The following is a 19,423-nucleotide window of genomic DNA, read 5'->3' on the forward strand; positions in this document are numbered from 1 at the left end:
AGTGACGAAGATCGTGAAAGCGCAGCCCGCCGGCGGCGTGCTCGGCGACGCACCCGACCGCAGCGGGCTCCGTGTCGAAGGGCTTGCTCATGGTCGTGCCGTCCGGGTCGACCCACGTGGCCAGGTAGCGGTCTCCGCCGGTCTGTGTGACGCGGCCGAGAAGCCCTGCCCGGACAAGGGCCGGTCGCCAGACTCTGGCTCGGAACAGCGTTCGTCGCAGTGGCTTGCCGACCTGATTGCCGAAGATCAGGCCGTTTTCGCCGGGTGGGTACTGCTCGAGATGCGCGACGAGGACCGGACGTAGCCACGACGGGACCGGGATGGCCCGCCGGCCGGCCGCGGACTTGGGGAAAGGCTTGAAGCTCGTGTTCCCGCTGACCTCGACGACGGTGCGGATCACGCGGACGGTCCGTAACCCGTCGTCGATCGCGTCGTCGCACAGCCCGGCCAGCTCACCCCAACGCATCCCAGTGCCAGCGGCGGCGGCGATGACAGCCCGATAGCGGAGCGGTACGACCGGCAGCAGTTGCTTGCGAACGACGTCCCGACTGACTATTTGATCGGCTGTGTCGCGCTTGCGACGGCGCGGGACCTTGACGCCGTCGCACGGGTCGTACGCGATCAGTCGATCGCGTACAGCGGCCCGCAGAACGGAGGAAAGGATGCGGTGGGCCTCCGCGATGGTGGCGGGGGAGCGCCGCTCACCGAGCTCGGTGATCCACTCCTGGACGCTGGTGTGATCGATCCGCCCGAGCGTCCACGTGCCCCATGCCGGGATGATGTGGGTTCTCATGACCGACGCGTCGCGAGCGCGTGTCGTGATCTCGTCGTTGCGGCTCGCGAGCCAGCGGGTGGCGTAGGGATCGAACAGCATTCGGCCGGCGTGCGGGTCGACGTAGAGCCCACGGGTGAGGCTGGTCTCGAGCTCGGCGAGGAAGCGCTTCGCCTCCCGCTTCGTGGCGAAGGTCTTCGCCCGTTGCCGGCCTGCCGGGTCGCGCCAGTTCGCTCGCCAGCCGCCTGCGGGTGTCGGGGTGATGTGGGCCATCAGGCTGTCTCCGGTAGATCGTTGAGCCACGCATGGAACCGGGCTCGGGGGATGATCCAGCGCCGACCGAGTCGCTTCGCTGGAATCTCGCCTTCCTTCACCATCTCGTAGGTGAGGCCGACACTGATGCCGAGTCGGGCAGCGACCTGGTTGACGGTGTAGATCTCTAGGGGCGGAAGGTCATGGACAGACGTCGGGTCCGTGGGGTCGATCAATGTCGAATCCCATCGCCGGCGATGAAATGATCTGGAGATCGGCTCGCTGTTCACGTTCTCCTCCTCGCTTGCGCGGCCGGGCTGGCGGGAGCATTCGTTCGAGAACGCCGGACGATCGCTTGGACCGCCGCATGCGGAAACTCCCCAGCTCTAGCCTTGCCATCGAGGTGGTGCGGACTGTTCCCCGCTCACGCCGGCAGACCCGTCGTTGCCCCGGCCCGGGGTCATGCTGTTCCCCTCCTGCGCGGTCCAGGTTTCCGCCGTGGTCCGACGCTCCGACGCGTCTCCCCGGCAGGCGAGAAGGCGGCCGACGCAGCAAGGAGTATCGGACAGCACGGCGGTGGAGGCCAAGGCCGGCGGAGGCGATGTGGATGACGGAGACCGGTGTGGATCCATCAATCGCCCTGCCAGTCGAAAAATGCTGTTGATCATTCTGCGTCACCCAGAACCGCAGCGAAGATCCGGCCAGGCATAGTTCCACAGAATGTTGGTGACTGGCCTCCTGTTCCCTGGCAATGCCCCCGGCGGAGCAAGATATGCGCTAAGTAGACCTTCGGTCTACTCATGCGCTGTGTGACGTCCGGAACCGGGGGGTTCCGGACGTTCCTGTCCACAGCGAACACGACAGTGCAGACCTGTCCACAGATCCCTCGGTTCTGACCCGCGCGAAGGCCGCCACTTGCTGTCAACGGCGCGCTAGAACTGACCCCCTCGCGACGGATTGGGGCTGACCCCCCGAGGTCCGGTTCGTCCTAGTTGTTGCGGTCCTTGGCGAGGAGTTCGCGGCGGGCGCGGGTGCGGTAGGAGTCGCCGGAGAGGGTGAGGACCTCGGCGTGGTGGACGAGTCTGTCGATCATGGCGGCGGCGACGATCTCGTCGCCGAAGACCTCGCCCCAGCGGCCGAAGGGCAGGTTGGAGGTGACCATGACCGAGCCCTGTTCGTAGCGCGACGCGATGAGCTGGAAGAACAGGTTCGCCGCGTCGTGGTCGAAGGGGATGTATCCGACCTCGTCGATGATGATCAGCTTGTAGCGGCGGATCTTGCGTAGCTCGGTCTCGAGGTTCCCGGACTGGTGGGCGCCCGCAAGGCGGGTGATCCAGTTGCTGGCGGTGTCGAACAGCACCGAGTAGCCGGCCTGGGTGGCTTTGACCCCGAGCCCGATCGCGAGGTGGGTCTTCCCGATCCCGGGCGGTCCGAGCAGGATCACGTTCTCGGCCTTCGCGACGAACGTGCCCGTTGCGAGGTGGGCGAGCAGGTCGCGGCGCAGCGAGGGCAGGTGGTCGAGGTTGAACTCCTCCAACGTCTTCACGGCCGGGAAGTGCGCGGTGCGGATGCGCATGGTGGTGCCGGCGGACTCGCGGTCGGCGACCTGGCGTTCCAGGACCGCGGTCAGGTACTCCTCGTGCGACCAGTTCAGGTCCCGGGCCTGGGCGGCGAGGTCCTCCCAGACGCGGGTGATCGTGGGCGTCTTCAACGCCCGGGTCAGATAGGCCAGCTTCGAGCCGAGCTCGGTCGTGGTGTTGGTCGTGGCGGTCATCTAGTGCCTTTCTGCGGTGGTCGCGGGGGTGTCGGGGGTGACGGGGGCGGGGTCGAAGGCCACGCCGAACAGGGCGTCGTAGTCGGGCAGCGCGCGCAGGGCCACGACGTGTCCGTCGGAGTGAGAACGGGTGTCGCGGCGGACGCGGGTGGCGGCGAACTCGGTGCGTAGAGCCCGGGCGATGGACCGGTGCTCGGGATCGGTGATCGTGGCGCCACTGCCCCAGCTGCGCTCATGGGTGGCCACGATCTGCCCGGCGCAAGTGACCGCGACCAGGGCGGGGGTGGCGATCCAGTCGACGAACCGGCCGATCGCGGCCGGGTTGACCGAGTAGTCGTTGCCGTCGACGCGCACGTAGTAGTCACGCGAGAGCCGGATCCGCCCGGTCAGCCCGACCTGCGGCGCCACCGGCGGCAGCTCGACCATCCCGGCCCGGTCGACCGGCCACCGCGTGGCGGGGGTGGTCCCGATCGAGCGCAGGTGCCGGGCGTTGGCCACCCCGGTCAGCCAGTCCTGGATCTGGGCGTTGAAGTCGAACGGTGAGACGAAGGAGCGGCCGGGCAGGAACGAGGTCTCGAAGTAGCCGTTGCGCCGCTCGACCAGCCCCTTGGACTCCGGGTCCCGCGCCGGGGTCAGCTTGATCCGGATGCCGAGGGTTCCGGCGAACGCGGCCGCCGGGGCGCTGAGCCGCCCGGTGCCGCCGATCGCGGCCTCGCGGTCCCAGACCAGCGTCCGGGGGCAGCGGCCCCACCCGCCGATGATCTCCCACATCCCGGCCAGGATGTCCCCGCCCTTGCGCGAGGGGATCATCACCGCATCCGTCACCCGGGAGTAGCCGCACGTCATCGCCAGCACCGGCACCACCCGCGTCCCGCTGGCGCCGATCGGGATCGGGACCGGCGGGAACCACAGGTCGCACTGCGCGAGCTCGCCCGGTCGGTACTCCAGGCGATCGGCGGGGTCCGGCGGCAGGAACAACGGCCGCAGCTCACGCACCCGGTCCTTCAGAACGGTCAACGAGTGCGTCCAGCCGATCCGCTCCGCGATCACCGTCGCCGGCATCCGCGGGAACTCGGCCAGCAGCGCCCGGACCTGCGGCTCCACCGCGTCCACGAGCGACCCCCGCGGCCCACGCTCACGCGAGGGCGGCACGTCCGCCCGCAGCGCCGCCCGCACGGTGTTCCGCGCCAGGCCCAACCGGCGGACGATCTCCTTGATCGACACACCCTCCGCGCGGTGCAGACGACGGACCTCAGCCCACTCCTCCAACGTGATCACCCCTCCAGCCTCACGGAGGGGGTCAATCCCAACCCGTCGCTACAGGGTCAGTCTCAGCGCGTCGTCGACAACCTGTAACCCGCTAGCCCCTCCACGACGGTCCACAGCACGGGCGTCGTCACGCTCCGGGCAGGAGCCAGCGGGCAGAGCGCGCCGTCCACCGGTAAGGCCTATCTACCGCCGGGGAACTACCAGTGGTCCGTGGACATCTACTACGCACCGTTCGACCATCAGGAGAAGGTGACCCTCGACTTCTCCGTGGTCGCTGGCTAGATCGTGCGTCAGGCGGCCCTTCCTGTGTTGTTCTGCCTCCGCGGACCGGGCCGCCTGGTCGGCAGCTCGCTCACGGCGAGCCCGGGTTTCGAGATTCTGCCGATTGCCGCAATCTCGGCTGCGCGCTTATCGCCGAGCTTCTCGACTACATGCGTCATGAACTGGAGGTAGGCCCGGTATTTGAGCCAGCCAAAAAAGCCGAGAAGTGCTGAACCGGCGACAGGCACGATAATCTCGATGGGCACGGGGAACCAGACCCTCCGTGGGCGTCGTTCCCGGGCGTCCATCTCCGGGCGGCTGCGGCGGGGCCTCTTGGACCACACGCGCCTTAGGGCAGCGCGGACTCGTTGTTTGGTTTGACTTTCATCGTACCGGACGGGTCCGAGGGGTTGGCTGCCAGATGCTCCGAGGTGGGTGGAAGACCCCGCTGTTCCGGCCGTTGTATATGTCCGGTGGCAGCTTCCACTCGAACTCCTCGACGGTCTCCAGCCCGTGCTTCCAGCGGCGGTGCGCGCCCACGCAGTCGAAGAGCCAGCCAGTGCCGAGCCGAGCCGTGCCGTGCCGGCAACCACTGGGCAGGTAGCCCGGCATGCAGCGGTACTCGTCCGAGAACGCCCAATTGAGGAACGCCGCATGGCTTCTACCTCGCCTGACGTTGGTCATCGCTAGGTACCGTTCACCCTCCCGAAGCGGAAATCGATATACGTCGGCGAGGTAGCAGCCGTGTTCGCGGCAGCGCACGACGATGACCCTCAACTCGAGAGCGAGACGTCGACCTTCACCGACTATCAGAAAGTTTCCTGCTCTTATCGACAGCTCACGGTGCAGGGTTCGCTCGAACTCGATATCGCCGTAGTACTCGTGCTGCGGAGAGACACCGTAGTCAAAGATAGTCGAGGATTCCGCTTCCACCAACGCGTGGAACGCCCGCTCGCGCTTTATCCGGTATTCGTCGTCTTCAGGCGAGGACCCAGGCTCGTCCGCCACACCGCCTCCTTGGGCTAACTCGCGCCATCTTAGCGGATCTGGGAATTCCGATTGGCGCCCCCAATAGATGCTGACGGACTCCTCCTCGAACCGGTCGGGCAACCGGTGCGGTCTAGGTTCAGGGCGGCCACGAGGGCAAGATCAGGCGACCGACGGGCACCGGATCGGGAGGCGTCGGATGGACGGGTTCCAGGACGAGATGGCCCGGATGGCCGAGCACGCCGTGGAACTCGTGCGCGGCCACCGCGGCGGCACCCTCGACTTCTCGGCACGCAGCCTGGCCGATGTCGAGGACATGCAGGAAGACGCCACCGAGTGGTACGCCGCCTTCGACGAGGACCAGGCCGTGAAGTTCGTCCAGTGGTTCGGCTGCTACGTCCTGGAGGTCGGACGGCGAGAACTCGGCGGCCAGTACTCGCGGCACGGGGAGCACGCCCAACCCGTCCTCGTCGTGGGCGAGCCCGAGTTCCGCGTCGCGATGATCACGTGGGACCGGGTGCGGGCAGGGTCTCCGGTGGACGAGGCCGGCAACGTGCCGTTCTTCTACGAGGGATTCGCCGAACGGGCGCGCCGCGGCCGGCCCGGCGACGACGTGCTCTACGTCTGAACCCATCAGCACTGCCGCTAGGGCTGGCCGGGATCCACCGTCGTCACGACAACGGCCCTCTCGCTGCCGCCACGCGACGCCCCGTCGCTCCGCCAGCCGTCAGCAACCAGTCAGCAAGACCTACGGCGTTCGGGCAGATTCGCAGCTTCTGGCCACGACGGACGCCCTAGCTGACCAGCATCAACGTGCCCCAAGAGCACGAGCCGTTGATCCCGATCAGCGTTCACACCGAAGAGGTCACTGGTTCGATCCCAGTATCGCCCACAGCCGAACGGCCTGGTCGCAGCGTCTAATGAAGCTGTTGACCAGGCCGTTCGTCCGTTCCGGGACGGACCGGTGACTACCGCTCCCGGTGCGGAAGACCCGGTTCACGACGGTCGCGCCATCGTCGATGATCGGCCGTGGCTGCTTGCGGTAGACCGTCTCCGTCACGGCCGAGCCGCCGGCGTGGCCGACCGGTCGGGCGATCTGCTCGATCGGCACGCCTTCGTCGGAGAGCAGGGAGACGAAGCTGTGGCGCAGCTCGCGGTGTCCGGTTCGTGGCATCCAGCCCTGCGGCCGCGGTGGCCCGGCGGAAGTCCCGCCAGAGGTTCGCGGCATCGAGTTCGGTGCCTCAGAGCCGCCAACGCGCACGACATCTGCAGCTCTGGCATCCCCGACGAGTGCGACGTTCCCGCGGAGCTCGCGAGTGGGTCAGCTCCGTCACCCTCAACCGCTCGCTGCTGCAGTTCTGACCCGGGTCCGCGGGTCGGCATGACGCTGACGAAAGCCTGGTCAGGCTGCGACCGAGGCGGAGACGTGGGCGTCGAGGAAGGCGATCTGGTCGGCGACCATGCGCTCGAAGTGGTCGCCGGTGTAGATGTCGAAGTGGCCGGCCGGGTAGCGCTTGATCTCGCCGCGGGGGGCTCCGGCGGCGTGGCGGAGGGTGGCCTCGGCCGGGGCCACCGAATCGTGGTCGCAGACGCAGAACAGGATCGGGCAGCGGACGTGCCGGGCCTGCCGTCCGGGCCGGTGGACGGGGATCTCGAACGCGACGCGGGCGGGCACCGCGTTGCGCGCCTCCTCCTCGGTGAGACCGGAGGCCGCCAGGAGCGTGAGGAAGCCGTCGGTGACGTCCGGTGCGTCCATCAGCCCGATCTCCCCGGGGCGGGCCGCCACCTTGACGCGGACCGGTGACCGGCCGAGCAGGCGCGCGATCTGGTCCCGGACCGCGGCCACGCCCAGCCGCGCGGTCGAGCGCGGCGAGAGCTGCCGGGCGGAGGCCAGGCCGTCGACGAACGGGCACTGCGCGATCGTGGCGACGACGCCGGGGTCCTCGGCGGCGGTGGTGATGGCGTGGCCGCCGCCGAAGGAGGTCCCCCACAGGACGACCCGGTCGCCGTCGACCTCGGGGAGCGAGCGCGCGCACGCGATGGCGGCGTGCCAGTCCGCGCGCTGGCGACGGATGCTGAGCAGCTCCCGTGGCCGGCCCTCGCTGTCGCCGAAGTGGCGGTAGTCGAAGACCAGGCAGGCGTAGCCGGCGTCCCGGAACCGCTCCGCGAACGCCGCCAGCCGGAGCGTCTTCACTGCGCCGAGACCGTGGGCCATGACCACCACCGGCGGGGGCCCGGTCGTCGCGTCCGCGACCGGCAGGTAGAGCCAGGCGTGACAGCGGTCGGCGCCGGAGGGGAAGTGCAGCTCACGGCGCCCGGGGACGGCGTCGGCGGTCATGTCGCCCACCTTTCTTGATTGCTGTTCAAGAGCATGTTGCAGGCGTCTTGAATGGCCGTCAAGATGGTGGTGTGCCGCGGAACCGTCGCCCGGTCCCCCGGGAGGAGAAGCGCGAGGAGCTGCTGGCCGCCGCGGCCGAGCTGTTCGTCGTCGACGGCTACGAGGCCACGTCGATGACCCGCCTCGCCCGCAGGGCCGGCGTCACGCCGAACACCCTGTACTGGTACTTCCGCGACAAGGACGAGCTGCTCGTCGCGGTCGCCGACCGGTTCACGGACGCGCTGCTGCACGAGCACGCGTCGCTGACGGGTCGCCCACTCGCCGCGCAGCTGTCGTGGCTGATCCACAGGCTGCGACCGGTGCGGCATCTCGTCGCCACGATGCACGGCCGGGTGGCCGTGTCCGACGCCGTCCGCACCTGGCACACCGGATTCCACACGACCTTCGAGGCCCTCTTCACCCGGCAACTTCCCGGCCCCATCGCCACGGACCGCCGTCCCGCGGAGATCGCCGTGGCGACGTTCGCGCTCGAGGGCGCGATCACCCACGACCTCGACGACGAGACGACCCGGCAACTCTGCGCGGTCGTCGCCGACCGTCTCCACCACGCGGCCACGGTCGCCACGACACCTCGGCCGGAGTGACGGCGCGAGCGCGCGCCGCACCGTCGTCGACGTCGCGCTCCACGCGCTCGTGCTCGCCTCAGCGGTCTACCTGCTCGTCCAGCCGGGTGACTCCTGGGTGGCGGCGGCCAGTGCCTCCGGACCGGTCCGCCGCCGATGATGAGGCGCTGGATCTCGCGTCCCTCGTAGAGACGCAGCAGCCGGACGCCGCGGTGGATCCGCTCGACGGGGATCTCGCGCATGTACCCGGCGCCGCCGTGGTGTTCATGGCGGTGCCCGGGCGGCGACTACTGCCGGTTCCGGCGGCTCGATGGGCCGGCCCTTCTCGCAGGGTGTCGGCCGCCCGGTGGAGCGCCGCCAGCATGGCCATGGCCGCCGGGGTGGGCACCTCGCCGGTCAGCAGCAGGGTGGTGCGCAGATGGTGTCGGGGGTCGTCGACGTCGATGACCCGCACGCCGGTCGGGACGGCCGGGGCGGCGAGCGCGGGGGAGTGCGCACAGACCCAGCCCCGCGGCGACGTAACCGAACCGGGCCTGCCGGCTCGTCGCGGTGTGGGCGACGTGCGGTGCGCCGAGGGTGGGCCACGCCCCGGACTGCGGATCCTCGCCCCGGCCCCCACCCAGGTGCCACATCGCACGCCGGGTGGTCAGCTCAGGGAGCTGCGGCCGCCGTGAACCCGGGCCGGGTGTAACTCCCCCCGGGCCCGGAGCATCCGTCCTGACATGACCGCCGTGATGTTCGTCCTCGTGCCCCTCGTGGTGATGCTCCTCGCGCTCGGGATGGAGCGGGTCGAGGCGATGCTGGGGACGCCCGCACGGCGTACCGGCGAGCCGGCCCGGCCGGTGGGCGGCGCTGCCGCCGAGATGACGACCTGACCCGTCCGGCACCGCCCGACCCGGAGCCTCTGCCGCTGTTCCGCCGGTGGCGCGTGCGGGAGAGTGCCCGGTGGAGGTGCGGGATGACGGGCTGGTCCGGGGCGACCGACGAGGTGCAGGGCGTCGTCGACGAGCTGGCCGAGCGGCTGGGGCGCTCGGTCGTCGTCAACGACCCCCTGGTGCGACCGCTGTGCAGCAGCCGCCACTTCGGCGACGCCGACCCGGTGCGGATCCGCGCGATCCTGCAGCGCGACCCCGGCGACGAGGTGCGCGCCCACGTCCTGGGCCAGGGCGTCACGCGCTGGACCGCGCCGGCGACGGTTCCCGGCGACCCCGCACTGGGCCTGCTGCCCCGGCTGTGTGCGCCGCTGCGGGTGCGCGGGGAGTTCCTCGGCACACTCATGGTGATCGACGCCGACGGCTCGGTCACCGACCCCGAGCGGGCGGCCGTGGCGGTGGCCGCCGACGCCGCCGCCGCGCTGCTGGCCGCCCGCGCCGCGGCGGCCGCCGCGGGCCGGGCCGGTCGGGAGCGGGCGGTGCGCGCTGCTCGGGCCGGACGCCGACGCCCGCGAGGCCGCGCTCGGTGACCTGCGGGCCGCCGGGGTGGTGCTGCCGGAGCGGGTCGCCGTGGTGGTCGTCGAGGCCGGCGGGCCGGTCGACGCGGCACTTGCCGAGGTCGCCCTCACCGGTGCGGTGCTGCGGCCGGGGACCGGGCGCGCCGGCGGTGCGGTCGCCGTCGACGGCACGCGCGCGGTGCGGGTGGCGCCCGCCACCGGGCCCGAGCGGCTCGCCGCCGACGCCGCCGCGCTGCGCGCCGAGGTGGGGCGCGCGCTGGGTCGTGACGCGCGGGTCGCGGTGGGGGTCGGCGCCGGCGTCGGGCCCGGCGCGGCGTGGCAGTCGGCGCGCCAGGCCGAGGTGGCGCTGCGCGCGGCCCGCCGCGACCCGGGCGGCGTCGCGCTGTGGGAGCGCCTGGGCGAGCTGGCCGTGCTGCTGTGCCTTCCCGACGACCTGCCGCCCGACACCCCGCCGCCCGCGCCCTGCGCGCCCTGGCCGCCCACGACCCGGGCGACCGGCTCCGCGAGACCCTCGCGGTCTACCTCGACGAGGCCGGGTCCGCGCCGCGCACCGCGAAGGCGCTGGCGCTGCACCGGACCTCGCTCTACCACCGCCTGCGGCGGATCGAGGAGATCACCGGCATGGACCTCTCCGACGGCCGCGACCGCCTGGTCCTGCACCTCGGTCTACGGCTCGACTCGTGGCGTTGAGCTGCGCTCTTCGACAGAACGAGCACGCCGTCGTGCCGGATCCGCTACGGATCGCGGTCGCGCGGGCGCAGTGACCCGGAGCACGCTCCCGGTCGACGCGGACGACGGCCGAGGGGGTGCGATGGGCAGGCTCGACGGGCGCACCGCGCTGGTCCTCGGCGGCGGCCACAGCCCCGGCGGCCCCGCCGGCGTCACCGGCATCGGTTTCGCCTGCGCCACGACCTTCGCCGCGCACGGCGCCCGCGTGGTCGTCGTCGACCGGGACGCCGACGCCGCGGAGCGCACCGTCGACGCCGTGCACGAGGCCGGCGGCCGGGCCCGGGCGGTGGTCGCCGACGTCACCGTCGCCGAGGACGTCGACCGCGCCGTCGCCTGCACCGTGGAGGCGTTCGGCGGGATCGACGTCGTGCACAACAACGTCGGCTCGGCCCGGCTCGGCGGCATCGAGGACCTGACGCTGGACCAGTGGCGGGCCGCGGTGAGCGTCAACCTCGACAGCGTCTTCCTCAGCGCCCGCGCCACCCTCCCGCACCTCGTACGCCGCCGCGGCTGCATCGTCACCGTCTCCTCGACGGCGTCGATCCGCTGGACCGGCTACCCCTACCCGGGCTACGCGGCGGCGAAGGCGGCGGTCAACCAGCTCACCCGCAGCCTCGCCGTCGAGTACGCGGGACGGGTGCGCGTCAACGCCGTGCTGGCCGGGCTGATCGACACCCCGCTGGTGTACCGCCAGCTCGCCGGCGCCGACGATCCCGCCGACGTCCGCGCCCGCCGCGACGCCCTGAGCCCCACCGGCGCGATGGGCACGGCGTACGACGTCGCGCACGCCGCGCTGTTCCTGGCCTCCGACGAGGCCGCCTACGTGACGGGCGCACTGCTGCCCGTCGACGGCGGGTTGCACGCCCGCGCCGTCTGACCCGCCCCGACACCCACACAGGAGTGGCCATGCCGACCTTCACGACCCGCGACGGCGTCGAGCTCGCCTTCGAGGACACCGACCCGGCGGCGGGCGGCGTCCCGCTGGTGCTGCTGCACGGCTGGGGCCAGACCCAGGCGATGTTCCGCCACCAGCTCTCCGGGCTCGCGCCGGGCCGCCGCGTCGTGACCCTCGACCAGCGTGGCCACGGCCGCTCCGCCAAGCCGCACCACGGCTACCGGATCGCGCGCCTGGCCGCCGACGTCCGGGAGCTGCTCGACCACCTCGGCGTCGAGGAGGTCGACGCGCTGGTGGGTCGATGGGGGTGTCGGTGTGGTGGAGCTTCCTCGACCAGTACGGCAGCGACCGGGTCCGCCGCTTCGTCGCGGTCGACCAGCCCGCCGCCGTCGCCGCCGTGCCGTGGATGTCGACGCAGGAGCAGCAGGAGAGCGGCGCGATCTTCGACGTCGCCGCGCTCGTCGGGCTCGCCGACAGCCTGGCGGGGGAGGACTCGGAGAAGGCGACGACGGCCTTCGTCCGCAGCATGTTCAGCGGCGAGCCCGACCCCGCGGTGTGGGACTTCGTCGCCTCCGAGCTGGGGACGATCCCGCCGCGCGCGGCCGTCCCGCTGCTGTTCGACCACTGCGCCCAGGACTGGCGAGACGTCCTGCCCCGCGTCGACGTGCCCACGCTCGTCGTCGGCTGCGACGGCAGCCACGTCAGCCCCGGCTCGCAGCGCTACATCGCCGAGCAGGTGCCCGGAGCGCAGCTCTACGTCTTCCCCGTGACGGAGGCGAACTCGCACTTCCCGTTCCTGGAGAACCCCGACCGGTTCAACGCCGTGGTGGCGGAGTTCCTCGACACGTGATCGCGGTCGGACGGGGCCGCGGGATCGCACCCGTCGTCGCCGACCGGGTACCGGAGCTTCATCGGTCCGGGACCCGTCGTCGCCGCGTCGGGCCGACGCGGCCGGTCACCGCGGCTGGGCGCGTCCGTCCAGCAGCGGGACCACCTTCGACCCCAGCAGCTCGATGCTCCGCAGCATCGTCTCGTGCGGCATCCGCCCGTTGGTCATCTGGACGGTCAGCCGGGAGACGCCGCCGAGCTCGGCCGAGATCTCCCGGGCCCGCCGGGCCACCGTCTCGGGGTCGCCGATCAGGTACGGCCCGCCCGGCCCGCGCTGGGCCTCGTACCCGGCGCGGGTGACGGGCGGGAAGCCCCGCTCGCGCCCGATCCGCGTGAACATCTCCGCGTGGCCGGGGTAGAAGGCCTCGGCGGCCTGCTCGTCGGTGTCGCCCACGAACCCGATGAGGTGCGCGCCGACCTTCAGCTGCTCCGCCGGGTGTCCGGCCCGCCGCCCGGTCTCCCGGTACAGGTCGACCAGGGACCGGAAGCGGGCCGGCGGGCCGCCGATGATCGCGACCATCAGCGGCAGCCCGAGCACGCCTACCCGCACGAACGACGACGGGGTGCCGCCGACGCCCAGCCAGATCGGCAGCTGCGCCTGGTGCGGGCGGGGGAACACTCCCTGGCCGGTCAGCGGCGCGCGGTGGCGGCCCGACCAGTGCGGGTGTGCGTCGTCGCGCAGCGTCAGCAGCAGGTCGAGCTTCTCCTCGAACAGCGCGTCGTAGTCGGCCAGGTCCAGCCCGAACAGCGGGAAGGCCTCGGTGAACGACCCGCGGCCGACGACGAGCTCCGCGCGACCCTGCGAGATCAGATCGAGCGTCGCGTAGCTCTCGAAGACCCGCACCGGGTCGTCGGCGCTGAGCACCGTGACCGCGCTGCGCAGCCGGATCCGCTCCGTGATCGCCGCCGCCGCGGACAGGATGGTGGCGGGGGCGGAGTCGAGGAACCCCTCCCGGTGGTGCTCGCCGATGCCGAACGTGTGCACGCCCGCGCTGTCGGCCCGGGCGATCTGGGCCAGCACGTCCTGCATCTGCCGGGCGGGCTCGACGGCCGGGTCGGCCGCCACGAAGTTGTCGATCCCGATCTCCATCGCACCCACCTCCTGGTCGCTCGTGCTCATCGGTCCAGGCCCATCGCCGCGGCCATCCGCAGCGGCCCGCCCGCCTCGGCGTGCCGGCTCTGACGCTCCAGGGTCCGCCCGAGGAGCAGCCAGGCGTAGGCGTTGGCGGGGTCGGCGGCCAGCACCGCGCGGGTCTCGGCCTCGGCGTGGTGCAGCTGGGCGGAGTGGTAGTAGGCGCGGGCCAGCAGCAGCCGCACGGCGAGGGTGTCGGTCGCCGACTCGGTGGTCGCCACCAGCTCGGCGAGCAGCGCCGCGGCCGCGTCGAACTCCCCGGTGTCGAAGAGGCCGTGTGCGCGGGCCCACCGCTGGTTCGGCGATGTCTGCGTCGTGGTCATTCCGCCACCCCCTTGAGTGTGAACGTTCAACTATAAGGGGAGGTAGCGTTTCCGGCGGGCGTCCTATTCCACCGCCCGGCCCGGCCCGACGGGCCGCGAGACCGGTCGGGGAGACTGGGGTCATTGCCCGCCCTCCCGATCTGGAGCCCTCGATGCCGCAGGGGACCGTCCGTTGGTTCGACGCCGAACGGGGCTTCGGCTTCCTCGCGCCCGAGGACGGCTCGCCGGACGTGTTCGTGCACGCCTCCGAGATCGTCGGGGACGGCGCCGCGAAGGTGCTCCGCGAGGGCCAGGCCGTCGTGTTCGAGGCCGGCGAGAACGACCGCGGGCCCCAGGCGCTGCGCGTCCGCGTCACCGCCGACGTGGCCGCCGGCAGCGCCGTGGGCCTGCTCGGCACCGTCACCTGGTACGAGCCGGGCAAGGGGTACGGCTTCGCGTCGCCGGACGGCGGTGGCGCCGACATCTTCGTGCACAGCTCGGCCATCGTGACCGGCGGCGTGGTCACCGAGGGGCAGCGGGTGGCCTTCCTGGTCGTCGAGGGCGAGCGCGGCCCGCAGGCCGGGAACGTGATCCCGCTGGGAGCGGGGGCCGGCCTGCCCGCCACGGCCGGCGCGGACGGTGCCGACGGCACGGTGGCCTGGTACGACGAGGACAAGGGCTTCGGCTTCATCAGCCCCGACTCCGGCGCCGAGGACGTCTTCGTGCACGCCCGCGCCCTGGCCGAGGGGCTGACGTGGCTCACCGAGGGTGACCGCGTCGACTACGCGGTGGTCAGCGGCGACAAGGGTCCGCAGGCCCGCGACGTGCACCTGGTCCGGGGCGCCGAGCCCCCGGCGTCGCCGCAGCGGTCGGCACCTGCCGCGGCCGCGGCGCCCGCGTCGCGGGACGTGCCCGTGCGAGGCGGCGAGGGCGTCGTCGCACGCTTCGACGGCGACCGCGGATTCGGTTTCATCACCCCGGACGCGGGCGGCGACGATCTCTTCGTGCACGTATCGGTGATCACGGGGTCGGAGCCGCTGGAGAGGGGCGACCGGGTCCGGTACGCGGTGCGTCAGAGCGACCGGGGCCCGCAGGCCGACCGGGTCGAGCGCCTCTGACGAGGCGGGACCACCACCGCTGTTCGTCTTCCCGATGACGGCGCCCGCGCACACCCGTCGGCATCGCGGCTGCCGACCACACCGATGCGCAGGCGCAGGACCGATCGGTGCTCCGGATGGGTCTGCCGTGCGCACTGACGGCGCAACGTTGAGCCCGACAGGCGGAGGTGCGGGGGGTCGGCGCTGGACAGCCTGGGTCGGCACACATCGGGGAACCCCACAACGGACGGGACGTCGCCATGACCCTCAAGTACGAATCGGTCTCCCTGGAAGACGCGCGGCGGATCATCGCCGCCGGGGAGGCCAAGGCCGGCGAGATCGGCCAGCCCAGCAACATCGCCGTCGTCGACGTCGGCGGGAACCTCGTCGCGCACGTCCGGATGGACGGTGCGTGGATCGGGAGCGTCGACATCTCCATCAACAAGGCCTTCACGTCCCGGGCGTTCGACATCACCACCGCGGACCTCGGGGCGAACGCCGGGCCCGGTGCGCAGTTCTTCGGGATCAACGCCTCCAACCACGGGCGCGTCATGATCTTCGCCGGCGGTGTCCCGCTGCGTGTCGGCGACCGGATCGTCGGTGCGGTGGGCGTCAGCGGCGGCAGCGGCGAGCAGGACCAGACCGTGGCCGAGGCCGCGGCCGCGGCCCTCTGAGTGCCGCGCAACGCAGCGGAGACGCCATCGTGACGGCGACGAGGATCAGCACACGGCCTCTGGGCTGCACCGGCAACGGCAGGCCCCGTCCGCCGCCACTCCCGCCGCCGAGGCCGGCAGGCGGTCCGTGACCGCGCGGTCGAACGCAGGGGGCCGCCCGGCGGCCTACCGACGGTGGTGCGCACACCCGGCCAGGGATGCCGCGAGAAAGGGGGACACACCGGTGGGACGAGGCGAGACGGAGACCCTCGACGGCGCCCGCGGCGTGATCACCGCGGCCGAGCGGAGGGCCCACGGGATCGGTTCTGCGGGCCACGCCATGACCATCGGGGCCCCTGGGCCGTGGGCCCCGCTCGCCCGGCCGCGCGGCGGGGTGGCGGCATGACGACGGCGGGCATCCCGAGCATCACGCTGAACGACGGCACGTCGATCCCGCAGTTCGGTCTCGGCGTGTGGCGGGTCCCGCCGGAGGACACCGCCGCCGTCGTGCGCACCGCGCTCGAGGCCGGCTACCGCCACGTCGACACCGCGCAGATGTACCGCAACGAGACCGGCGTCGGACAGGGCATCCGGGACGCCGGCGTCGCCCGGGAGGACGTGTGGGTCACCACGAAGCTCGCGGGCGCCGACCACGGGTACGAGCGCGCGAGGCGTGCCCTGGACGCCAGCCTGCGACGGCTCGGCACCGGCTACGTGGACCTGTACCTGATCCACTGGCCGGGCCGTGACGGCGACGTGGACACCTGGCGGGCCTTCGAGTCGCTGCGCGACGACGGCCGGGCGCGCTCGATCGGGGTCTCCAACTTCGGGGAGGCGCAGATCGACCTGCTCGTCGACCGGACCGGCACCGTCCCGTCGGTCAACCAGATCGAGCTGAACCCCCGCATCCCGCAGGAGTCCCTGCGCGCGTACCACCGGCGCGCGGGCATCGCCACCGAGTCGTGGGCGCCGCTCGCGGAAGGCGCGCTGCTGCGCGATCGCACCATCGGCCGGATCGCGCAGGCCCGCGGCCGCACCCCGGCCCAGGTCGTGCTGCGCTGGCACCTGCAGCACGGGTTCGTCGTCATCCCCAAGTCGGTGAACCCGACACGGGTCCGCGAGAACATCGACATCACCGACTTCGAGCTCTCCGCCGACGACATGGCCGCGATCGACGCGCTGGGGAGGAACCGGTGAACGTCCCCGGGCTGGCGTCCCCCGTCGACGCCCTCGACCACAGCCGGGGACCGGCGCGCGCACCGGTGACCCTGGTGGAGTACGGCGACTACCAGTGCCGGCACTGCTGGCGGGCCCACGGGGTGCTGGAGGACCTCGTGGACCGGGTCGGGGACGGCATGCGGTTCGTGTTCCGGCACTTCCCGTTGGTCGACCTCCACCCGCACGCGTGGCCGGCCGCGCTGGCCGCCGAGGCCGCCGCCGACGCGGACCGGTTCTGGGTGATGCACGCGCTGCTCTTCAGCCACCAGGACCGGCTGGCCGAGGGCGACCTCGCGGGCTACGCCCGGCGGCTGGGCCTGCGGGACGCGGGAGCGATCGGCTACCGGGCCCGCGAGCATCACGAGCGGGTGAAGCGGGACCTGGCCAGCGGGGAGGCCAGCGGGGTCGCGGGCACGCCCGTGCTGTTCCTCAACGGCCGGCGCTACCGCGGCCCGGTCGACCTCGACAGCCTGACCGAGGCGGTACGGGACACACCGACGGGGTGACGGGCCGCACTCAGCCCCTGATCGTGCGGATCACGTGCCGGTAGGGACCCGGGTCGACCCGCGCGTCGACGAGCAGCGGCCCGCGTCGCACCGACCCGAGCGCCCCGCGCAGCTCCTCGACGCTCCTGGCGACGACGCCGGGCACGCCCATCGCGACGGCGACCGCGGCGAAGTCCGTCGGCGCGTACGTGACGGCCGGGCCACCGCCCTGGGCGTCGCCCTGCTTGAGCGCGATGAGGGTGAGCGCCGCGTCGTTGAACACGACCACCGTGACGTCCAGCGCCAGCCGGGCGAGCGTCTCGATCTCCGCCATGGCCATGCCGAGCCCGCCGTCACCGGTCAGGCAGGCGACCCGGCGTCCCGGGCGGGCCAGGGCGGCCCCGATCGCCGCGGGCAGGGCGAACCCCATGGTGGCCAGGCCGTTGGAGATCAGCACCGGGTCGGGCCCGTCGGTGGACCACAGCGGCATCGTGACGAGCATGTGGGCACCGGCGTCGACGGTGAGCGGGACGTCGCCGAGCACCGCACGGGTCGTCCGCACCACGTCGAGCGGGCCGAGGGTGCCGGCGGCGGCCGGGGCGTGCGCGCCGAGCCGCTCGACGACGGCGTCGTGGGCCCGGCGGCCCGCGCCGGGCGGCCAGTCCGGTGCCGCGTCCGCCAGCAGGGCGGGCAGCAGCGTGGCGTAGGGGCCGACGAGCAGCAACGGGTCGCCGAAGTAGGCGGTCTCGACGGGATGGGAGTGCGCGAGGACGACGGGGGCCCCGGTCGGCCACGGCCCCGGCACCGCCTCGACCGCGTCCAGCCCGATGCCCAGGACCAGGTCCGCGCCGGCGAGCAACGGCCGTTCGACGGCGGCTCCGGTGAACAGCCCGGCGAAGGTCGGCCCGGACTCGGGCACCACGCCCTTCGCCGCGTAGGTGACGAGCACCGGGCAGTCCAGACCCGCGAGAGCCCGCCGGACGGCCGCCCCGTCGACGGTCGCGTCGACGCCCACGACGACCACCGGCCGTCGCGCGCCGGCGACCAGCGCGCGGGCCCTCGCCAGGGTGCCCGGGTCGACGACGGACGGGCCCGTCGCCGTCGGTGGCGGGTCGCCGGCCGTCGTCGGGTCGAACGCCAGGTGCACGGCGCCGGGCGGGGACCGCAGCGCCAGCCGGGCCGCCGCCTCGGCCACGGCCGCCGGCTGCGTGTGGCCGAGGGTGCCGCTCCACCTCGTCAGGGGTGCGGCGGCGCCGACCTGGTCCAGCCGCTGGTGGGCGGTGCGCGCCGCCGTCGCCGCCGTGACGGTGTCGCTGACCACGAGCAGCGGCGCCCGGTCGAGCGTGGCGTGGGCGAGGCCGTTGGCCGCGCTGGTCAGGCCGGGTCCGCGGGTCACGAGCGCGGTGCCGGGGGTCCCGGTCAGGCGGCCGTAGGTCGACGCGGCGATGCAGGCGGCCGTCTCGCCGTGGGTGAGGACGAAGCCGATCCCGCGCTCGGCCGCGGCCCCGACCACGTCGAGGTTCGGCCCCCCTCCCGGGACCCCGAAGATCCGCCGGACGCCCGCGGCGAGCAGCCCGTCGGCGAGCGCGTCGGCCAGCCCTCGGGTCGTGGTCGGATCCACGTTCGCACCCCCAGGTGTCGACACTTGCCCGGCCGGATGACCGTCACGGCGGAGAAGTGGTCTGTTCACAGCCTGGACACGCCGGGGCCCTCACCCTAGCTTCGGTCGCAGTGTCAGCAGTAGTGCGCGTCACACCCCGAAGGAGCCGACGATGGCGATCACAGTGGCTTCCGGGACGTCGCCGAGGGCGTCCAGCCGGGACAGTTCGAGGTCGGTGACCGGGACTCGGTCTCCAGTCTCGCCGATCTCGACCCGATCTACCGGCGGCTGCTCGACGAGCCGGTCACGGCGGTCGTGTCGGTCACCGGCAGCACCGGGCGGTCGAACCTGACGCCGGTCTGGTTCGACTACGAGGGCGACACCGTGCTGCTCAACCTGGCCACGCACCGCAAGAAGGTCGACTGGCTGCGCAAGGCGCCGCAGGCCACGTTCCTGCTGATGAACCCGGCCAACGCCTACCACTGGATCAGCATCAAGGCCACGGTCGCCCGGGAGATCTCCGAGGACGACCCGGAGGAGGGCCCCCGCGTCACGGCCCAGCTCGACCGGATCTGGAACAAGTACACCGGTGACCCCGGCTCCTACGCCCTGCGTGACCCGGGCCGCGAGGAGCGCCGCGTGCTCTTCGAGCTCGCGGTCGACTCGATCGCCACCTTCGGCCGCCCCTGACCGTGGTG

The 19,423-nt window shown here is 72.5% G+C and carries 23 protein-coding genes and 2 pseudogenes; 13 read left to right on the forward strand and 12 right to left on the reverse strand.

Annotated features, from left to right (window positions below; genetic code table 11):
- The 6 genes from PHY01_RS11215 to PHY01_RS11240 all read right to left on the reverse strand — a co-directional run.
- On the reverse strand, positions 1-1,045 hold a 1,045-nt coding region (locus tag PHY01_RS11215; protein ID WP_141278534.1), incomplete at its 3' end, for a tyrosine-type recombinase/integrase.
- Positions 1,045-1,314: a helix-turn-helix domain-containing protein gene (locus PHY01_RS27540; RefSeq protein ID WP_246085837.1), complete on the reverse strand. Its 270-nt coding sequence runs from the start codon at positions 1,312-1,314 to the stop codon at positions 1,045-1,047. The genes PHY01_RS27540 and PHY01_RS11215, both read right to left, overlap by 1 nt.
- 698 nt (positions 1,315-2,012) lie before the next feature.
- A complete protein-coding gene (istB, locus tag PHY01_RS11225) occupies positions 2,013-2,798 on the reverse strand; it encodes an IS21-like element helper ATPase IstB (protein WP_141278535.1) in 786 nt (261 codons plus the stop codon).
- On the reverse strand, positions 2,799-4,076 hold the full coding sequence (gene istA, locus PHY01_RS11230; protein ID WP_141278536.1) for an IS21 family transposase: 1,278 nt from the start codon (positions 4,074-4,076) through the stop codon (positions 2,799-2,801).
- A 281-nt stretch (positions 4,077-4,357) separates the two neighbouring features.
- The gene (locus PHY01_RS11235; RefSeq protein WP_141278537.1) at positions 4,358-4,594 is read right to left on the reverse strand and encodes a hypothetical protein; all 237 of its coding nucleotides are present in this window, start codon (positions 4,592-4,594) and stop codon (positions 4,358-4,360) included.
- Between the two features lie 118 nt (positions 4,595-4,712).
- On the reverse strand, positions 4,713-5,336 hold the full coding sequence (locus PHY01_RS11240) for a hypothetical protein (protein ID WP_141278538.1): 624 nt from the start codon (positions 5,334-5,336) through the stop codon (positions 4,713-4,715).
- A gap of 178 nt (positions 5,337-5,514) precedes the next feature.
- Here PHY01_RS11240 and PHY01_RS11245 point away from each other — a divergent pair, with 178 nt between their 5' ends.
- Positions 5,515-5,943: a hypothetical protein gene (locus PHY01_RS11245; RefSeq protein ID WP_141278539.1), complete on the forward strand. Its 429-nt coding sequence runs from the start codon at positions 5,515-5,517 to the stop codon at positions 5,941-5,943.
- A gap of 237 nt (positions 5,944-6,180) precedes the next feature.
- On the opposite strand, the gene PHY01_RS11250 is transcribed toward PHY01_RS11245, so the two are convergent.
- Both PHY01_RS11250 and PHY01_RS11255 read right to left on the reverse strand, forming a co-directional pair.
- On the reverse strand, positions 6,181-6,426 hold the full coding sequence (locus PHY01_RS11250) for a hypothetical protein (RefSeq protein ID WP_141278540.1): 246 nt from the start codon (positions 6,424-6,426) through the stop codon (positions 6,181-6,183).
- Between the two features lie 291 nt (positions 6,427-6,717).
- Positions 6,718-7,653, reverse strand: a complete 936-nt coding sequence (locus PHY01_RS11255; RefSeq protein WP_141278541.1) for an alpha/beta hydrolase — start codon at positions 7,651-7,653, stop codon at positions 6,718-6,720.
- 71 nt (positions 7,654-7,724) lie between these two features.
- Here PHY01_RS11255 and PHY01_RS27545 point away from each other — a divergent pair, with 71 nt between their 5' ends.
- Positions 7,725-8,297, forward strand: a complete 573-nt coding sequence (locus tag PHY01_RS27545) for a TetR/AcrR family transcriptional regulator (RefSeq protein ID WP_170183758.1) — start codon at positions 7,725-7,727, stop codon at positions 8,295-8,297.
- Positions 8,298-8,440: 143 nt separating this feature from the next.
- Here PHY01_RS27545 and PHY01_RS27550 read toward each other — a convergent pair.
- Positions 8,441-8,527, reverse strand: a pseudogene (locus PHY01_RS27550) (hypothetical protein); the annotation flags it as partial.
- A 471-nt stretch (positions 8,528-8,998) separates the two neighbouring features.
- Here PHY01_RS27550 and PHY01_RS26430 point away from each other — a divergent pair.
- From PHY01_RS26430 to PHY01_RS11285, 6 genes and pseudogenes are all read left to right on the forward strand, one after another.
- A complete protein-coding gene (locus tag PHY01_RS26430) occupies positions 8,999-9,151 on the forward strand; it encodes a hypothetical protein (RefSeq protein ID WP_170183759.1) in 153 nt (50 codons plus the stop codon).
- An 83-nt stretch (positions 9,152-9,234) separates the two neighbouring features.
- Positions 9,235-9,738, forward strand: a complete 504-nt coding sequence (locus PHY01_RS11270; protein ID WP_141278543.1) for a hypothetical protein — start codon at positions 9,235-9,237, stop codon at positions 9,736-9,738.
- A gap of 405 nt (positions 9,739-10,143) precedes the next feature.
- A complete protein-coding gene (locus tag PHY01_RS11275) occupies positions 10,144-10,416 on the forward strand; it encodes a helix-turn-helix domain-containing protein (protein WP_170183760.1) in 273 nt (90 codons plus the stop codon).
- Between the two features lie 121 nt (positions 10,417-10,537).
- Positions 10,538-11,332 carry an SDR family NAD(P)-dependent oxidoreductase gene (locus PHY01_RS11280; protein WP_141278545.1) on the forward strand — a complete coding sequence of 265 codons (795 nt, stop codon included), beginning with the start codon at positions 10,538-10,540 and terminating at the stop codon, positions 11,330-11,332.
- A gap of 140 nt (positions 11,333-11,472) precedes the next feature.
- Positions 11,473-11,589: pseudogene (locus PHY01_RS28415) on the forward strand (alpha/beta fold hydrolase); the annotation flags it as partial.
- A 62-nt stretch (positions 11,590-11,651) separates the two neighbouring features.
- On the forward strand, positions 11,652-12,200 hold the full coding sequence (locus tag PHY01_RS11285; RefSeq protein ID WP_246085838.1) for an alpha/beta fold hydrolase: 549 nt from the start codon (positions 11,652-11,654) through the stop codon (positions 12,198-12,200).
- A gap of 105 nt (positions 12,201-12,305) precedes the next feature.
- On the opposite strand, the gene PHY01_RS11290 is transcribed toward PHY01_RS11285, so the two are convergent.
- Both PHY01_RS11290 and PHY01_RS11295 read right to left on the reverse strand, forming a co-directional pair.
- A complete protein-coding gene (locus PHY01_RS11290; RefSeq protein WP_246085839.1) occupies positions 12,306-13,358 on the reverse strand; it encodes an LLM class flavin-dependent oxidoreductase in 1,053 nt (350 codons plus the stop codon).
- Positions 13,355-13,693, reverse strand: a complete 339-nt coding sequence (locus tag PHY01_RS11295) for a tetratricopeptide repeat protein (protein ID WP_141278546.1) — start codon at positions 13,691-13,693, stop codon at positions 13,355-13,357. Before PHY01_RS11295 ends, PHY01_RS11290 begins: the two co-directional genes overlap by 4 nt.
- A 152-nt stretch (positions 13,694-13,845) precedes the next feature.
- On the opposite strand from PHY01_RS11295, the gene PHY01_RS28210 reads away from it, so the two are divergent.
- The 4 genes from PHY01_RS28210 (at position 13,846) to PHY01_RS11315 (ending at position 17,146) form a co-directional block, all read left to right on the forward strand.
- Positions 13,846-14,790: a cold-shock protein gene (locus PHY01_RS28210; protein WP_141278547.1), complete on the forward strand. Its 945-nt coding sequence runs from the start codon at positions 13,846-13,848 to the stop codon at positions 14,788-14,790.
- A gap of 239 nt (positions 14,791-15,029) precedes the next feature.
- Complete coding sequence (locus PHY01_RS11305; RefSeq protein ID WP_141278548.1) at positions 15,030-15,443, forward strand: GlcG/HbpS family heme-binding protein; 414 nt, start codon at positions 15,030-15,032, stop codon at positions 15,441-15,443.
- Between the two features lie 381 nt (positions 15,444-15,824).
- The gene (locus tag PHY01_RS11310) at positions 15,825-16,619 is read left to right on the forward strand and encodes an aldo/keto reductase (RefSeq protein WP_141278549.1); all 795 of its coding nucleotides are present in this window, start codon (positions 15,825-15,827) and stop codon (positions 16,617-16,619) included.
- Positions 16,616-17,146, forward strand: coding sequence for a DsbA family protein (locus tag PHY01_RS11315; RefSeq protein ID WP_141278550.1), 531 nt, complete (start codon positions 16,616-16,618; stop codon positions 17,144-17,146). Before PHY01_RS11310 ends, PHY01_RS11315 begins: the two co-directional genes overlap by 4 nt.
- 10 nt (positions 17,147-17,156) lie before the next feature.
- Here PHY01_RS11315 and PHY01_RS11320 read toward each other — a convergent pair whose 3' ends face one another.
- Entirely contained in the window at positions 17,157-18,746 is a 1,590-nt protein-coding gene (locus tag PHY01_RS11320) for a thiamine pyrophosphate-binding protein (protein ID WP_170183761.1), read from the reverse strand.
- A 294-nt stretch (positions 18,747-19,040) separates the two neighbouring features.
- On the opposite strand from PHY01_RS11320, the gene PHY01_RS11325 reads away from it, so the two are divergent.
- Positions 19,041-19,415, forward strand: coding sequence for a pyridoxamine 5'-phosphate oxidase family protein (locus PHY01_RS11325; RefSeq protein ID WP_246085840.1), 375 nt, complete (start codon positions 19,041-19,043; stop codon positions 19,413-19,415).
- Positions 19,416-19,423 lie beyond the last annotated feature (8 nt).

The organism is Pseudonocardia hydrocarbonoxydans (assembly GCF_006539565.1).
GTDB classification, from domain to species: domain Bacteria; phylum Actinomycetota; class Actinomycetes; order Mycobacteriales; family Pseudonocardiaceae; genus Pseudonocardia; species Pseudonocardia hydrocarbonoxydans.

What these genes read in the sequence shown, in the direction of transcription:
- PHY01_RS28210 (WP_141278547.1), top strand. Translation starts at nt 13,846, where the DNA reads ATGCCGCAGGGGACCGTCCGTTGGTTCGACGCCGAACGGGGCTTCGGC.
- PHY01_RS11295 (WP_141278546.1), bottom strand. Translation starts at nt 13,693, where the DNA reads ATGACCACGACGCAGACATCGCCGAACCAGCGGTGGGCCCGCGCACAC.
- PHY01_RS26430 (WP_170183759.1), top strand. Translation starts at nt 8,999, where the DNA reads ATGACCGCCGTGATGTTCGTCCTCGTGCCCCTCGTGGTGATGCTCCTC.
- PHY01_RS11305 (WP_141278548.1), top strand. Translation starts at nt 15,030, where the DNA reads ATGACCCTCAAGTACGAATCGGTCTCCCTGGAAGACGCGCGGCGGATC.
- PHY01_RS11255 (WP_141278541.1), bottom strand. Translation starts at nt 7,653, where the DNA reads ATGACCGCCGACGCCGTCCCCGGGCGCCGTGAGCTGCACTTCCCCTCC.
- PHY01_RS11290 (WP_246085839.1), bottom strand. Translation starts at nt 13,358, where the DNA reads ATGAGCACGAGCGACCAGGAGGTGGGTGCGATGGAGATCGGGATCGAC.
- PHY01_RS11270 (WP_141278543.1), top strand. Translation starts at nt 9,235, where the DNA reads ATGACGGGCTGGTCCGGGGCGACCGACGAGGTGCAGGGCGTCGTCGAC.
- PHY01_RS11245 (WP_141278539.1), top strand. Translation starts at nt 5,515, where the DNA reads ATGGACGGGTTCCAGGACGAGATGGCCCGGATGGCCGAGCACGCCGTG.
- PHY01_RS11280 (WP_141278545.1), top strand. Translation starts at nt 10,538, where the DNA reads ATGGGCAGGCTCGACGGGCGCACCGCGCTGGTCCTCGGCGGCGGCCAC.
- PHY01_RS11310 (WP_141278549.1), top strand. Translation starts at nt 15,825, where the DNA reads ATGACGACGGCGGGCATCCCGAGCATCACGCTGAACGACGGCACGTCG.
- PHY01_RS11285 (WP_246085838.1), top strand. Translation starts at nt 11,652, where the DNA reads ATGGGGGTGTCGGTGTGGTGGAGCTTCCTCGACCAGTACGGCAGCGAC.
- istB (WP_141278535.1), bottom strand. Translation starts at nt 2,798, where the DNA reads ATGACCGCCACGACCAACACCACGACCGAGCTCGGCTCGAAGCTGGCC.